Here is a 16,176-nt window from a genome sequence, read left to right as displayed (position 1 = left end):
ATGTCTGAAGAAGAAGCAGTAAAGAAAAGATGGTACGTAGTTCAAGCCTATTCACAATATGAGTCTCGCGTTAAGAAGACCCTGCTTGAATACATCAAGATGCACAACATGGAAGACTACTTTGGTCAGGTACTAGTACCAACAGAAGAAGTAGTAGAAATGCGTGCTGGTCAAAAGCGTAAGTCTGAGCGTAAGTTCTACCCAGGTTATGTATTGGTAGAAATGGCGATGACTGAAGAGTCATGGCACTTAGTGAAAAGCGTACCTCGCGTACTTGGTTTTATCGGCGGCACATCTGACCGTCCTATGCCAATCACGCAGAAAGAAGCTGACGCTATCTTAAATCGTCTTGAAGAAAACGTTGATAAGCCAAGACCAAAGACGCTGTTCGAGCCAGGCGAAGTTATTCGCGTTATCGATGGCCCATTTGCAGACTTCAACGGTGTGGTAGAAGAAGTAGACTACGAAAAGAGCCGCGTAAAAGTATCGGTGCTTATCTTCGGTCGTTCTACTCCAGTAGACCTAGAATTTGGTCAGGTAGAAAAAGGCTAAGCCTATTCAAGCTACCGTATAGTATTTTTAAAAAGCCCCGTTTGACGGGGCTTTTTTGTATCTAGATAACGATAAAAGGAGAGCGGTGAATATTTATAAAAATTTGCATGTTACTACAACGTAGCATCCTCTTGACCTAAATAAGCCAGAAATAACAGCTAATAAGCGAAAGAAACATAAACATAAACTGCAATATTGTTGCGGTTTTTTCAGAGACTTTATCGCTCTTTGTAAAAGAGTCCCAAAATCTGACACCCAGCGCACGTTTTAAGATTAGATTCATTCCACAAATTACCATGACCCAAATGAACACCGTTCCGATATCTACCATTTTAAATTTGACCTTCACTCATCTGTTGTTTCTAAGCCCTCTAGATCCGACGCCAAATTTGCTATAGCGCCCGAAACTAACCCACCACCTACGGATGTTGCGAGAGAGCTGAAACCTTTAACCGGACTTAAAGCGCCTGCACCCATTCCGGCAAGTGTCCCTGTAGCGATGGTACTGAACGATGCGTTACGCCCGCCACCAATAATTGCCCCGTAGAAACCACCTATGCCACCGGCTATTGCGCCTAAAGCATTGGCCCAAAGTGCACCAGAAACATTTGAGATCTCATGATTGTTTAACTCTGTAGGTTTTTCCATTGTTTGATTATCCTTTCAAAATAAATGATGGGCTTCACACAGTGTGCGTAAAGCCAACTTAACTTTGATTCACTTTGCCTATGAAAAATACTGACCTTTCGATGGTTTTTTATTCTAAATAGCCCTTGCATAGTAATTAATCACCTTATATAATGCGCGCCCTTTTAAACGGAAACGGGAAGCCGATTGAGCAAATAATCTCTGTATTTGCGAGGCGTTAGACCCAAACAAGAGAGCATGTAAAATGGCTAAAAAAGTAAGCGGTATTATCAAGCTTCAGGTTGCAGCAGGTGCTGCTAACCCAAGTCCACCAGTTGGTCCTGCACTAGGTCAACACGGTGTAAACATCATGGAATTCTGTAAGGCCTTCAACGCGAAAACAGAAAGCCTTGAGAAAGGCGCTCCAGTACCAGTAGAAATTACTGTATACGAAGATCGCTCTTTCACATTCGAAACTAAGACTCCTCCTGCGTCTTACCTGCTTAAGAAAGCAGCGGGCATCAAGAGTGGTTCTGGCCGTCCTAACACTGAAAAAGTGGGTAAAGTTACTCGCGCTCAGTTGGAAGAGATTGCTAAAACTAAAGAGCCAGACCTTACTGCAGCTGATCTAGATGCAGCGGTACGCACTATCGCGGGTTCTGCTCGCTCAATGGGCTTGAACGTAGAGGACTAATCGAATGGCTAAATTAACTAAACGCGCTCGCCTAATCCGCGACAAAGTTGACTCTACTAAAGAGTACGAAATCAACGAAGCAGTAGCGCTTCTTAAAGAACTAGCAACAGCTAAGTTCGCAGAAAGCGTAGACGTATCTGTTAACCTTGGTATCGATGCGAAGAAATCTGACCAAAACGTTCGTGGTGCAACTGTACTACCTAACGGTACTGGTAAAGACGTTCGCGTTGCAGTATTCACTCAAGGTGCAAATGCTGAAGCGGCTAAAGAAGCTGGTGCAGACATCGTTGGTATGGACGACTTAGCTGAGCAAGTTAAGAAAGGCGAAATGAACTTTGACGTAGTAGTTGCTAGCCCAGACGCGATGCGTGTTGTTGGTCAACTAGGTCAAATCTTAGGTCCACGCGGCCTTATGCCTAACCCAAAAACTGGCACTGTAACGCCTGACGTTGCAACGGCAGTTAAGAACGCTAAAGCTGGTCAGGTACGCTACCGTAACGATAAGAACGGTATCATCCACGCTAGCATCGGTAAGATTGCGTTCGAAGCGAACCAAATTCAAGAAAACCTTGAAGCGCTACTTGAAGCATTGAAGAAAGCTAAGCCTTCTTCTGCGAAAGGTACATACATCAAGAAGATCAGCCTAAGCACTACAATGGGTGCTGGTGTTGCTCTTGATAAGGGTTCTGTAGGTCTTTAATTTCGCTGAGCTTAGGCTCATCGAAATCTCTTAAAGGTTATGGGTTGGAGCTGTGACAATTAGCAGTGCTAATAAGCAGCTCCCGTCCTAGACCGCAGGTGCGGTGTGGTGAAAGAGGTAAGAGAACTTTCACAGTCAACACACTGCTTAATACAACAACCTGCGCAGACGGTGGTTTGACTCAGACTCTCTGGGGTAACAAACACCGTAGAGCGGTATCAACCATGAGGGTTGGTATCAATCTGTGAACCCTGACGGCGTAAGCGGGTAACCGCAAACAAAGTCAGATACAAAGAGGTGAACTCAGTGGCACTAGGTTTAGCAGCAAAAAAAGAGATCGTAGCAGAAGTTTCTGAAGTTGCGTCTCGCGCTCTATCCGTAGCCGTTGCTGAATACCGTGGGATGGAAGTTGCAGAACTGACTGACCTACGTGTTAAAGCTCGTGAGCAAGGCGTATACCTAAAGGTTGTACGTAATACTCTTGCAAAGCGTGCTCTAGCAGACAGTCAATTTGCAGACTTAGACAGCGCCTTAACTGGTCCGCTTATCTATGGTTTCTCTATCGACGCACCAGGCGGTGCGGCACGTCTTTTCAAAGACTTCGGTAAGACTAACGATAAGCTAAAAGTTACAGCACTATCTATTGGTAGCGGTCTTCTTGGTCCAGAGAAATTGGACGCAGTTGCAGCACTACCTACCCGCGACGAAGCGCTTGCGAAACTACTTGCAACCTTCAAAGCACCAGTTGGGAAATTCGTTCAAACAATCAACGAAGTTCCTGGCAAGTTTGTGCGCGTATTGGCGGCGGTCAAAGACACCAAGTAATTGGCGTTTTTGGCATATTGATTTTTTTAACATTTTATACCCAGGAGTTTAGAGAACATGGCTCTAACTAAAGAAGATATCTTAAACGCAATCGCTGAAATGCCAGTAATGGAACTGGTTGAACTAATCGAAGCGGCTGAAGAGAAATTCAACGTATCTGCTGCAGCTGCTGTTGCTGTTGCTGGTCCAGCTGCTGGCGGTGACGCTGCTGCTGCAGAAGAAAAGACTGAATTCGACGTTGTAATGACTTCATTCGGTGGCAACAAAGTTGCAGTTATCAAAGCAGTTCGCGGCGCGACTGGCCTAGGTCTTAAAGAAGCTAAAGAAGTAGTTGAGTCTGCTCCTAAAGCTATCAAAGAAGGCGTAAGCAAAGATGAAGCTGAAGCACTTAAGAAAGAGCTTGAAGAAGCTGGTGCAGAAGTAGAAATCAAGTAATCTGACATAGTCAGATTATTGCCTGAGACGGCAAGGCTGGTGGTTTTTTAAACCACCAGCCTTTTTGCGCTGTATAGTGTGTAGAATCTAACCCTTGGTTACACTACTTAAAGCGCCATTCGGAAATACCCATAAAAAGCATAAAAATCCAACAAGTTAACTAATAATTGGTTAAATTTTGTTGTATGCTGGTGTATCTGCCCGAAAAAGGGTTGTGGAAGTTTGTTGCTTAGTGCGCCATTTGAAACGTAGCTTTTAGCCCATAGCACGCGTTTTAAAGCATTTTGCAGCAGGTTGGGTCATAAATCAGCAGGCTGAGGAACCCATGGTTTACTCTTATAGCGAAAAGAAACGTATCCGTAAGGATTTTGGCAAACGCCCACAGGTATTGGAAATTCCATACCTTCTTTCAATTCAGCTTGATTCTTTCAAAAAGTTTATTGAGATCGATGCAGATGCTCAATACGGTTTGGAAGCAGCATTTCGTTCCGTTTTTCCAATTAAAAGCTACTCAGGTAGTTCAGAGCTTCAGTATGTAAGCTACCGCCTGGGAGAGCCCGTTTTCGACGTTAAAGAATGTCAAATTCGCGGCGTAACTTTCTCTGCTCCGTTAAGAGTAAAACTACGGTTAGTGTTGTTCGATAAAGACGCTGCGCCAGGTACCGTAAAAGATATTAAAGAACAAGAAGTGTACATGGGCGAGATCCCGTTGATGACTGAGAACGGTACGTTCGTTATCAATGGTACAGAGCGTGTTATCGTGTCACAGCTACACCGTTCACCTGGTGTATTCTTTGATCACGACAAAGGTAAAACCCACTCGTCAGGTAAAGTGCTTTATAACGCACGTGTAATTCCTTACCGTGGTTCGTGGTTAGACTTCGAGTTTGACCCGAAAGATAACCTATTCGTACGTATCGACCGTCGTCGTAAGTTGCCTGCAACGATTATCTTACGCGCACTTGAAATGACGTCTGAAGAAATCCTAGATACTTTCTTCGACAAAGTAAGCGTACGTATCGACAAAGACAAACTAATGATGGAAGTGGTTCCAGATCGCCTACGTGGTGAGACGGCTGCTTTTGACATCATTGACGGTGAAGGCAACGTTGTTGTTGAAACGGGTCGTCGTATTTCTGCGCGCCACACGCGTGCACTAGAAAAAGCCGGTCTTACAGAACTTGAAGTTCCAGCCGATTACCTAATTGGCCGTGTTTACGCAGCTACTTATGTAAACGAAGACACAGGCGAAGTGATTGTAAGCGCGAACGACGAACTAACCCTTGAAAACCTAGCGGCACTTAGCCAAGCGGGCATCAAAGAGTTCGAAACGCTTTACATCAACGAGCTAGATCACGGTTCATACATTTCAGATACGCTACGTATCGATTCTTCAACTAACCGCCTTGAAGCACTAGTTGAAATTTACCGTATGATGCGTCCTGGTGAGCCACCAACGAAAGATGCAGCTGAAACCTTGTTCGATAACTTGTTCTTCTCTGATGAACGTTACGACCTATCTTCTGTTGGCCGCATGAAGTTCAACCGCCGTCTTGGCCGTGAAGAACTTATTGGTGCTGGTACACTAGATAAAGAAGACATTATTTCTGTAATGAAGCAGCTAATAATGATTCGTGACGGTAAAGACGAAGTAGATGACATCGATCACCTAGGTAACCGTCGTATCCGTTCTGTAGGTGAAATGGCAGAAAACCAATTCCGCGTTGGTCTTGTACGTGTTGAGCGTGCAGTTAAAGAGCGTCTAAGCTTAGGCGACCTAGACAACGTGATGCCACAAGATCTTATTAACGCTAAGCCTATCTCGGCTGCGGTTAAAGAGTTCTTCGGTTCATCTCAGCTTTCTCAGTTCATGGACCAAAACAACCCGCTATCAGAAGTAACGCATAAGCGTCGTATTTCTGCATTAGGCCCGGGTGGTCTTACACGTGAACGTGCAGGCTTCGAAGTTCGAGACGTACACCCGACTCACTACGGTCGTCTATGTCCAATCGAAACGCCGGAAGGCCCGAACATCGGTCTAATTAACTCATTGGCAAGCTTCGCGCGTACCAATGACTTCGGTTTCCTAGAAACGCCGTTCCGTCGCATTGTAGACGGTGTGGTAACAGACGAAATCGATTACTTATCTGCAATTGAAGAAGGTCAATTCGCAATCGCTCAGGCGAACATCGCGTTGACTGAAGCAGGCGAGTTGGTTGACGACCTAATTCCATGTCGTCACCGTGGTGAAACTACCTTGATGCCGAAAGAAGACATCAAGTACATGGACGTTTCACCTCAGCAAATCGTTTCAATTGCTGCAAGCATTATCCCATTCCTAGAGCACGATGATGCGAACCGTGCACTTATGGGTGCGAACATGCAACGTCAGGCAGTACCTACACTACGCGCTGATAAGCCGCTAGTTGGTACCGGTATGGAAAGAACTATCGCGGTTGACTCAGGTGTTACTGTAGTTGCTAAGCGCGGTGGTGTGGTTGATTACGTAGATGCCAGCCGTATCGTTATTAAAGTAGACGAAGATGAAATGCTTCCAGGTGAAGCAGGTATCGATATCTACAACCTGACTAAGTACACTCGTTCTAACCAAAACACGTGTATCAATCAGAAGCCTACTTGTAGTGTTGGCGACCCGATTGTTGCAGGCGACGTGCTAGCTGATGGTCCTTCAACAGACCTAGGTGACCTTGCACTTGGTCAGAACATGCGTATCGCGTTCATGCCGTGGAATGGTTACAACTTTGAGGATTCAATCCTTATTTCTGAGCGTGTAGCGCAGGAAGACCGTTTTACTACTATCCACATTCAAGAGCTTAGCTGTATCGCTCGTGATACTAAGCTTGGGCCAGAAGAAATTTCTTCTGATATCCCGAACGTGGGTGAATCTGCACTAAGCAAGCTTGATGAGTCAGGTGTTGTTTACATTGGTGCGGAAGTGAAAGGCGGTGACATCCTTGTAGGTAAAGTAACGCCTAAAGGTGAAACGCAGCTTACGCCAGAAGAAAAACTACTACGTGCAATCTTCGGTGAGAAAGCGTCTGACGTTAAAGATACGTCTCTACGTGTACCTAACTCTGTTCACGGTACGGTAATCGACGTTCAAGTATTTACCCGTGACGGTGTAGAGAAAGACAAGCGTGCGCTAGAAATTGAAGATATGCAGCTACGTCAGGTTAAGAAAGACCTTACTGACGAGTTCGAAATTCTTGCAGACGGTATCTTCGCACGTGCACAAACTGCACTACTACGTGCTGGTGTTGACCAAGCTAAGCTTGACAGCCTGCCGCGTGAAAAGTGGTTTGAAATCGCACTTAACAGTGAAGATGCACAGCTAGAGCTAGACCAAATCGCTGATCAGCATGCTGAAATCAAACTTGATTTCGATAAGAAGTTTGAAGGTAAGCGTCGCAAGATCACTCAAGGCGATGATCTAGCCCCTGGTGTGCTTAAGATCGTTAAGGTTTACCTTGCGGTTAAACGTCACATCCAACCGGGTGATAAAATGGCCGGTCGTCACGGTAACAAAGGTGTTATCTCGACTATCCAGCCTGTAGAAGACATGCCATACGATGCTAACGGTACGCCGGTAGATATCGTTCTTAACCCACTAGGTGTACCGTCTCGTATGAACATCGGTCAGATCCTAGAAACGCACTTGGGTATGGCTGCACACGGTCTTGGTGTGAAGATTGATCGCATGATTAAAGAGCAGCGCGAGCTGGCTGAACTACGTGACTTCCTGAAGAAGGTGTACGAGCTTGGTGAGAATCACCAAGAAGTAGACATCGATAGCTTCACAGACCACGAAGTTCGTCGTCTAGCGGAAAACCTTCGTAAGGGTGTTCCAGTAGCAACACCTGTATTCGACGGTGCTCGTGAATCTGAAATCAAAGAAATGCTGAAGCTTGCTGATATTCCAGAAAGCGGTCAGATTGCTTTGTTTGACGGTCGTACCGGTCGCGAATTTGAGCGTCCAGTTACGGTTGGTTACATGTACATGCTGAAACTGAACCACTTAGTAGACGACAAAATGCACGCGCGTTCTACTGGTTCTTACAGCCTTGTTACACAGCAGCCTCTTGGTGGTAAAGCACAGTTCGGTGGTCAGCGCTTCGGTGAGATGGAAGTGTGGGCACTTGAAGCATACGGTGCAGCATATACCCTTCAAGAAATGCTTACCGTTAAGTCGGATGACGTTAACGGCCGTACCAAGATGTACAAGAACATCGTCGATGGCGACCACAGAATGGAACCTGGCATGCCAGAGTCATTCAACGTACTACTTAAAGAAATTCGCTCGTTGGGTATCAACATCGAGCTTGAAGAAAAGTAATACGGCGTTAGCCACGTAATGTTATGAGATGGCCCGGCGCTTGCGCCGGGCTCTAGAGACTGACTCCGCTGGGAGAGTAATGTGAAAGACTTATTAAAGTTTCTAAAGCAACAAAACAAGACTGAAGAATTCGATAATATTCGAATCGGTCTGTCTTCACCTGACATGATCCGTTCATGGTCATTCGGTGAAGTTAAAAAGCCTGAAACAATTAACTACCGTACGTTCAAGCCTGAGCGTGACGGTCTGTTCTGTGCGCGTATCTTTGGTCCGGTTAAAGACTACGAGTGTCTTTGCGGTAAGTACAAGCGCCTTAAGCACCGTGGTGTTATCTGTGAGAAGTGTGGCGTTGAAGTTACACTGACTAAAGTACGTCGTGAGCGTATGGGTCACATCGAGCTAGCTAGCCCGGTAGCGCACATCTGGTTCCTTAAATCACTTCCGTCTCGTATCGGCCTAATGCTAGATATGACACTTCGTGATATTGAACGTGTACTTTACTTTGAATCATACGTGGTTACAGAGCCAGGTATGACTACGCTTGAGCGCAGCCAACTTCTTAACGAAGAAGAATACTTGGATGCACTTGAAGAGCACGGTGATGAGTTTGAAGCGAAGATGGGTGCTGAAGCAGTATTCGATCTTCTTACAGCACTAGACGTAGACGCAGACGTTGCGGCTATGCGTGAAGAGCTGCCTTCAATCAACTCTGAAACTAAGCGTAAGAAAATTACTAAGCGTCTTAAGTTGCTTGAGTCATTCCAACAGTCTGGTAATAAGCCAGAGTGGATGATCATGACGGTTCTTCCGGTACTTCCACCAGATTTACGTCCTCTAGTACCACTAGATGGCGGCCGTTTTGCAACGTCTGACCTTAACGACCTATACCGTCGTGTTATTAACCGTAACAACCGTCTTAAGCGTCTTCTAGACCTAGCTGCTCCAGACATCATCGTACGCAACGAAAAGCGTATGCTTCAAGAGTCTGTTGATGCGCTTCTAGATAACGGACGTCGTGGTCGTGCGATTACCGGTTCTAACAAGCGTCCACTTAAGTCGCTTGCAGACATGATCAAAGGTAAGCAAGGTCGTTTCCGTCAAAACCTTCTTGGTAAGCGTGTTGACTACTCAGGCCGTTCTGTAATTACCGTTGGTCCTACGCTACGCCTTCACCAGTGTGGTCTTCCTAAGAAGATGGCACTTGAGTTATTTAAGCCGTTTATCTACGGTAAGCTTGAAGGTCGTGGTCTTGCGACTACAATTAAAGCTGCTAAGAAGCTTGTAGAGCGCGAAGCACCAGAGGTTTGGGACGTACTAGACGACGTTATCCGCGAACACCCGGTACTACTTAACCGTGCACCTACACTTCACCGTTTGGGTATCCAAGCATTCGAACCAACACTAATCGAAGGTAAAGCGATTCAGCTTCACCCGCTAGTGTGTGCGGCGTACAACGCCGACTTCGATGGTGACCAAATGGCGGTACACGTTCCGTTGACAATCGAAGCACAGCTAGAAGCACGTGCACTTATGATGTCAACGAACAACATTCTGTCACCTGCGAATGGTGAGCCAATTATCGTACCTTCACAGGACGTTGTATTGGGTCTTTACTACCTAACGCGTGACAAAGTAAACGGCTTAGGCGAAGGCATGGTATTCACCAGCCCGAATGAAGCAGAAAAAGCATACCGTACAGGTAATGCTGAGCTTCACTCTCGCGTTAAAGTACGTATTACTGAATATGACATCGATGAAGATGGCAACAAAACTGAGAAAGTAACGCTAACTGACACGACTGTTGGTCGTGCGATTTTCTCATTGATCCTTCCAAAGGGTCTGCCGTTTGAAATCATCAACCAAGCGATGGGCAAGAAGCAAATTTCAAGACTATTGAATGCTTGTTACCGTACGCTAGGTCTGAAAGACACAGTAATTGCTGCTGACCAAATCATGTATACCGGTTTCCACTACGCGATGATCGCGGGTGCGTCTGTTGGTATCGACGATATGGTTATCCCTGCTGCTAAGAAAGACATCATTGATGCAGCGGAAGCAGAAGTTATTGAAATTCAGGAACAGTTCCAAAACGGTCTTGTTACCGCGGGTGAGCGTTACAACAAAGTTATCGATATCTGGTCAAATGCCAACGAAAAAGTTGCTAAGGCCATGATGGATAACCTTAAGACTGACATCGTAATTAACCGCGATGGCGAAGAAGAAGAGCAATCATCATTTAACTCTGTTTACATGATGGCCGACTCGGGTGCTCGTGGTAGTGCCGCTCAGATTCGTCAGCTAGCTGGTATGCGTGGTCTGATGGCTAAGCCAGATGGCTCAATCATCGAAACCCCAATTACGGCGAACTTCCGTGAAGGTCTGAACGTACTACAGTACTTCATCTCAACTCACGGTGCTCGTAAAGGTCTTGCGGATACCGCACTTAAGACAGCGAACTCGGGTTACCTAACGCGTCGTCTAGTAGACGTTGCACAAGACTTGGTAATCACTAACGACGACTGTGGCACATTCGAGGGTGTTCAAATGACACCACTAATCGAAGGTGGTGACGTTGTTGAGCCACTACGCGAGCGTGTACTAGGTCGTGTGGTAGCAGAAGATGTACTTAAGCCAGGTACTAATGAAGTACTAGTTGAGCGTAACGTTCTTCTAGACGAAGCGTTAGTAGACATGCTTGAAGCTAACTCAGTTGACCAAATCATGGTTCGCTCGGTAATCACTTGTGACAATGACTTCGGTGTTTGTGCTAAGTGTTACGGTCGTGACCTTGCACGTGGTCACATGGTGGGTAGCGGTGAATCGGTTGGTGTTATTGCAGCACAGTCAATCGGTGAGCCAGGTACACAGCTTACCATGCGTACGTTCCACATCGGTGGTGCGGCATCAAGAGCATCTGCTGAGAACAGCGTACAAGTTAAGACGGCAGGTAGCCTTAAGCTACACAACGCGAAGTTCGTACGTAACTCTGACGGCAAAGTGGTTATCGTTTCTCGTTCAACAGAACTTACTGTTATCGACGAGCAAGGCCGTGAGAAAGAGCGCTATAAAGTACCTTACGGTGCTGTACTTAGCGTGGATGACGGTGCAACTATTGCAGCTGGCGACGTTGTTGCTAACTGGGATCCGCATAGTCACCCAATCATCACTGAACGTGCAGCTAAGATTAGCTTCGCAGACATTGATGACTCTAACACCGAAATGCAGCAAGACGAGCTTACTGGTCTAACCCGTATCGTTGTTAAAGACCTTGCGAAAGTAAACTCTAAAGAGCCTAAGCTAATTCTTGAAAGCGACGAGTTCGGTCTTCAAGAAATTCGTCTTCCAAGCTTCACAACCATCGAAGCGAAAGAAGGCAAAGTGGCTAATGAAGGTGACGTGCTAGCACGTATTCCTCAGGAAAGCTCGAAGACTCGTGATATCACGGGTGGTCTACCGCGCGTTGCGGACCTATTTGAAGCACGTAAGCCTAAAGAGCCTGCTATCCTTGCAGAAATCTCAGGTACTATCGGCTTCGGTAAAGAGACCAAAGGTAAGAAGCGTCTTGTAATTACACCTGCTGAGGGTGACGCGTACGAAGAGATGATTCCTAAGTGGCGTCAGCTTAACGTGTTCGAAGGTGAGAAAGTGGAAAAAGGCGAAGTTATCGCTGATGGTCCAGAGTCTCCACACGATATCCTACGTCTACGTGGTATCTCAGCTGTAGCAAACTACATCGTGAACGAAGTTCAGGAAGTTTACCGCCTACAGGGTGTTAAGATTAACGATAAGCACATTGAAGTAGTTATCCGTCAGATGCTACGCAAGTGCATTATCACTAATCCAGGCGATACGCAGTTCCTTGAAGGCGAACAGGTTGAAGTATCGAACGTTAAAGTGGCTAACCGTGAAATTGAAAAACACGGCAAGATCCCAGCGCAGTACGAAACACAGCTGCTTGGTATCACTAAAGCGTCACTGTCTACTGAGTCATTTATCTCAGCGGCATCGTTCCAAGAAACAACACGTGTTCTAACTGAAGCTGCGGTTCAAGGTAAAGAAGATGACCTACGCGGTCTGAAAGAAAACGTAATCGTTGGTCGACTAATTCCAGCGGGTACAGGTTTCGCTTACCACGAACGCCGTGCACAACGTCGCAAAGAGCAAATCGAAGAAATGTCAGTTTCTGCTGCTGAAGCAGAACAGGCACTAACCGAAGCGCTTAATGCTGGTGCAGACGAAGATACTGCCGAATAAGGCAAGATCATAGGAGTACGTTAACGTACTCCTAACAATTTGGCAGTCATGTTGTACAGATTGCAGATAAATTAACTGCTTAACCTTTGTACACCTTGACAGTCAGAGCGATGATCTTTAATATTCCGCGACCCGATTTTGGATAGCCAATAAGTGGCTCGATAAACGGTCGCGGTTTTTTGTATCAGAGCTCAGTGAATGTTGACGAGCACAATGTTCACAAACAAGAGCGATTAAGCAATTAATCGTATTAATATGGACCCAATCACAGTGATTGGGTTTTCGTAGTTTTTAATCAGGAGCTAGTTAATGGCAACAGTTAACCAGTTAGTGCGCAAGCCGCGTAGAAAGCCCGTTGAAAAAAGCAACGTAGCTGCTCTACAAGCTTGTCCACAAAGACGTGGTGTATGTACTCGTGTATATACTACTACGCCTAAGAAACCAAACTCTGCACTACGTAAAGTATGTCGTGTACGTCTAACTAACGGTTTTGAAGTATCTTCATACATCGGTGGTGAAGGTCACAACCTACAAGAGCACAGTGTAGTACTTATCCGTGGTGGTCGTGTTAAAGATCTACCAGGTGTTCGTTATCACACAGTTCGCGGTACTCTTGACTGCGCAGGTGTAAACGATCGTAAACAAGCCCGTTCTAAGTACGGCGCGAAGAAGCCTAAGTCATAACGGTTCTCCGTTAGTAAGGCCAAACTGAAGTTTAAGAGTTTTGGGTTTTCCCTGAATTCATACGGAGAATAGAAAATGCCAAGAAGAAGAGTCGTAGGTCAACGTAAAATCCTACCAGAGCCAAAATTTGGTTCACAACTGCTTGCGAAATTCATGAATGTCGTAATGCTCGACGGCAAAAAGTCAGTCGCTGAAAAAATCGTTTACGGTGCGCTTGATATTGTTGCTGAAAAAACCGGCAAAGCACACCTAGATATCTTCGAGGAAGCGCTTGATAACATCCGCCCAACAGTAGAGGTTAAGTCTCGTCGTGTTGGTGGTTCAACTTATCAGGTTCCAGTTGAAGTACGTCCAGTTCGTCGTAACGCGCTAGGTATGCGTTGGATGGTTGAAGCTGCACGTAAACGTGGCGAAAAGTCTATGGCACAACGCCTAGCGGCTGAAATGCTAGACGCAGCAGATAATAAAGGTTCAGCGGTTAAGAAACGTGAAGACGTTCACCGTATGGCCGAAGCAAACAAAGCGTTTGCTCACTACCGTTGGTAATCAACGTTATTTAACTGAGAGAGATTTATGCCTCGTAAGACCTCGATTGAGCGTTATCGCAATATTGGTATTGTGGCTCACGTGGACGCGGGTAAAACCACGACCACAGAGCGTGTTCTGTTTTATACAGGACTGTCTCACAAAATCGGTGAAGTGCACGATGGTGCTGCTACCATGGACTGGATGGAGCAAGAGCAGGAGCGTGGTATTACTATCACGTCCGCTGCAACGACTTGTTTCTGGTCTGGTATGGAGCAACAGTTCGATCTACACAGGATCAACATCATCGACACCCCTGGACACGTTGACTTTACTATCGAAGTAGAGCGTTCATTGCGTGTACTAGACGGTGCAGTTGTTGTTTTCTGTGGGTCTTCTGGGGTAGAACCTCAATCAGAGACAGTCTGGCGACAGGCTGACAAATATCAAGTGCCACGCCTTGTGTTCGTTAATAAGATGGACCGGGCTGGCGCTGATTTTGAACGTGTTGTGGGTCAAATCCGCAAGCGTTTAGGCGCAAACTGTGTTCCGATTCAAATCAACATGGGCGCTGAAGAGAATTTCCATGGCGTCATCGACCTTGTGAAGATGAAAGCCATCAACTGGAATGAAGAAGACATGGGTATGACATTTACCTATGAAGACATTCCGGCTGAATATTTAGATACCGCTGAGCAGTACCGTACCGAAATGATCGAAGCGGCTGCAGAAGCATCTGATGAGCTAATGAATAAATACTTGGAAGGTGAAGAGCTTTCTGAGGAAGAAATTCGTTCAGGCCTTCGTCAGCGTACGCTGAACAACGAAATTGTTCTTGCCACCTGTGGCAGTGCCTTCAAAAACAAAGGTGTTCAGGCAGTACTAGACTCTGTTATTCATTATCTTCCGTCTCCAACAGAAGTTAAGGCCATTACTGGTGTACTTGACGACAAAGACGAGACAGAAGCAGAGCGTCATTCAAGCGACGATGAGCCGTTCTCAGCGCTAGCATTTAAAATAGCGACCGACCCATTTGTGGGTACGCTAACCTTCTTCCGTTGTTACTCTGGTGTAGTAAACACGGGTGATACGGTTTACAACCCTGTTAAGGGCAAGCGTGAGCGCTTTGGTCGTATTGTGCAAATGCACGCGAAAGACCGTGAAGAAATTAAAGAAGTACGCGCAGGTGACATCGCTGCGGCCATTGGCCTTAAAGATGTAACAACCGGTGATACGCTTTGTGACCCTAACCATGTTATTACGCTAGAGCGTATGGAGTTCCCAGAGCCGGTAATTTCAATTGCGGTTGAGCCTAAGTCGCAAGCTGACCAAGAGAAAATGGGCATAGCCCTAAGCAAGCTTGCAGCTGAAGATCCGTCATTCAAAGTGAAAACTGACGACGAGACAGGCCAGACGATTATCTCAGGTATGGGTGAACTTCACCTTGATATCATTGTCGACCGCATGAAGCGCGAATTTAAAGTTGAATGTAACGTAGGTAACCCTCAGGTTGCTTATCGTGAAACCCTTCGTAAATCTGTTGAAGTTGAAGGGAAGTTCGTTCGTCAGTCAGGCGGCCGCGGCCAATTTGGTCATGTATGGCTGCGCATTGAGCCTCAAGAAGAAGGTTCAGGCTACGAATTTGTGAACGAAATCGTCGGTGGTGTGGTACCAAAAGAGTTCATTCCAGCGGTCGATAAAGGAATTCAGGAGCAGATGCGAAGTGGTGTTCTTGCAGGGTATCCAGTACTTGATGTAAAGGTTACGTTGTTTGACGGTTCATACCACGATGTTGACTCTTCTGAAATGGCGTTTAAGATCGCCGGCTCTATGGGTTTCAAAAAAGGCGCCGCAGAAGCAAATCCGGTGTTACTTGAACCCACAATGAAAGTTGAAGTGACTACTCCAGAAGACTGGATGGGTGATGTAGTTGGTGACATTAATCGTCGCCGCGGCATGATCGAAGGTATGGAAGATGGCGTCGCAGGTGTTAAAATAATACGTGCTAAAGTGCCGCTTTCAGAAATGTTTGGCTACGCAACTGACTTGCGTTCACAAACACAAGGTCGTGCTTCATACTCAATGGAGTTCTTCAATTATTCTGAGGCGCCGAACAATGTGGCGCAGGCTATTATTGAATCTAGAATTTAATCTAAATGAAGGTTCGGTCCGGTCTATTGGTGGGTCGGACTTTTAACTTAGGAAACGAGAAAAATGGCAAAAGAAAAGTTTGAACGTACGAAACCCCACGTAAACGTGGGTACAATCGGCCACGTTGACCACGGTAAAACTACGCTAACTGCAGCAATCACTACAGTTCTTTCAAAGACTTACGGTGGTAACGCACAGGCTTTCGATCAAATCGATAACGCGCCTGAAGAAAAAGCACGTGGTATCACCATCTCTACTTCACACGTAGAATACGATACTCCTACTCGTCACTACGCACACGTAGACTGCCCAGGACACGCTGATTACGTTAAAAACATGATCACTGGTGCTGCTCAGATGGACGGTGGTATCCTA

At 46.1% G+C, this 16,176-nt stretch carries 12 protein-coding genes; 11 read left to right on the top strand and 1 reads right to left on the bottom strand.

What is annotated here, in order from left to right; genetic code table 11:
* Window positions 1–552, top strand: a complete 552-nt coding sequence (gene nusG, locus MHN09_RS15705; protein WP_014951044.1) for a transcription termination/antitermination protein NusG — start codon at window positions 1–3, stop codon at window positions 550–552.
* Between the two features lie 345 nt (window positions 553–897).
* Here nusG and MHN09_RS15700 read toward each other — a convergent pair whose 3' ends face one another.
* Window positions 898–1,200, bottom strand: coding sequence for a hypothetical protein (locus tag MHN09_RS15700; RefSeq protein ID WP_061096048.1), 303 nt, complete (start codon window positions 1,198–1,200; stop codon window positions 898–900).
* A gap of 244 nt (window positions 1,201–1,444) precedes the next feature.
* Between MHN09_RS15700 and rplK the strand changes: the two genes are divergently transcribed.
* From rplK to MHN09_RS15650, 10 genes are all read left to right on the top strand, one after another.
* Window positions 1,445–1,873, top strand: coding sequence for a 50S ribosomal protein L11 (rplK, locus tag MHN09_RS15695; RefSeq protein WP_014951043.1), 429 nt, complete (start codon window positions 1,445–1,447; stop codon window positions 1,871–1,873).
* A gap of 4 nt (window positions 1,874–1,877) precedes the next feature.
* Window positions 1,878–2,573: a 50S ribosomal protein L1 gene (gene rplA / locus MHN09_RS15690; RefSeq protein WP_239241379.1), complete on the top strand. Its 696-nt coding sequence runs from the start codon at window positions 1,878–1,880 to the stop codon at window positions 2,571–2,573.
* A gap of 306 nt (window positions 2,574–2,879) precedes the next feature.
* The gene (gene rplJ, locus MHN09_RS15685) at window positions 2,880–3,398 is read left to right on the top strand and encodes a 50S ribosomal protein L10 (RefSeq protein ID WP_014951041.1); all 519 of its coding nucleotides are present in this window, start codon (window positions 2,880–2,882) and stop codon (window positions 3,396–3,398) included.
* A gap of 57 nt (window positions 3,399–3,455) precedes the next feature.
* The gene (rplL, locus tag MHN09_RS15680; protein ID WP_015068303.1) at window positions 3,456–3,833 is read left to right on the top strand and encodes a 50S ribosomal protein L7/L12; all 378 of its coding nucleotides are present in this window, start codon (window positions 3,456–3,458) and stop codon (window positions 3,831–3,833) included.
* Window positions 3,834–4,158: 325 nt separating this feature from the next.
* Window positions 4,159–8,187, top strand: a complete 4,029-nt coding sequence (gene rpoB, locus MHN09_RS15675; RefSeq protein ID WP_014977618.1) for a DNA-directed RNA polymerase subunit beta — start codon at window positions 4,159–4,161, stop codon at window positions 8,185–8,187.
* Between the two features lie 81 nt (window positions 8,188–8,268).
* Window positions 8,269–12,441 carry a DNA-directed RNA polymerase subunit beta' gene (gene rpoC, locus MHN09_RS15670; protein WP_039229319.1) on the top strand — a complete coding sequence of 1,391 codons (4,173 nt, stop codon included), beginning with the start codon at window positions 8,269–8,271 and terminating at the stop codon, window positions 12,439–12,441.
* Between the two features lie 309 nt (window positions 12,442–12,750).
* Window positions 12,751–13,125: a 30S ribosomal protein S12 gene (gene rpsL / locus MHN09_RS15665; protein ID WP_014951037.1), complete on the top strand. Its 375-nt coding sequence runs from the start codon at window positions 12,751–12,753 to the stop codon at window positions 13,123–13,125.
* 75 nt (window positions 13,126–13,200) lie between these two features.
* Entirely contained in the window at window positions 13,201–13,671 is a 471-nt protein-coding gene (gene rpsG / locus MHN09_RS15660; protein ID WP_014951036.1) for a 30S ribosomal protein S7, read from the top strand.
* Between the two features lie 27 nt (window positions 13,672–13,698).
* A complete protein-coding gene (gene fusA, locus MHN09_RS15655) occupies window positions 13,699–15,801 on the top strand; it encodes an elongation factor G (RefSeq protein WP_239241377.1) in 2,103 nt (700 codons plus the stop codon).
* Window positions 15,802–15,864: 63 nt separating this feature from the next.
* Window positions 15,865–16,176 (top strand): GTP-binding protein (locus tag MHN09_RS15650; RefSeq protein WP_239217646.1); only part of this gene is annotated, 312 nt, incomplete at its 3' end.

Source organism: Alteromonas sp. MmMcT2-5, assembly GCF_022348315.1.
GTDB lineage: Bacteria > Pseudomonadota > Gammaproteobacteria > Enterobacterales > Alteromonadaceae > Alteromonas > Alteromonas macleodii.
The sequence above is the reverse complement of the archived record's forward strand: the minus strand, read 5'-3'. Positions and strand labels throughout refer to the sequence as shown.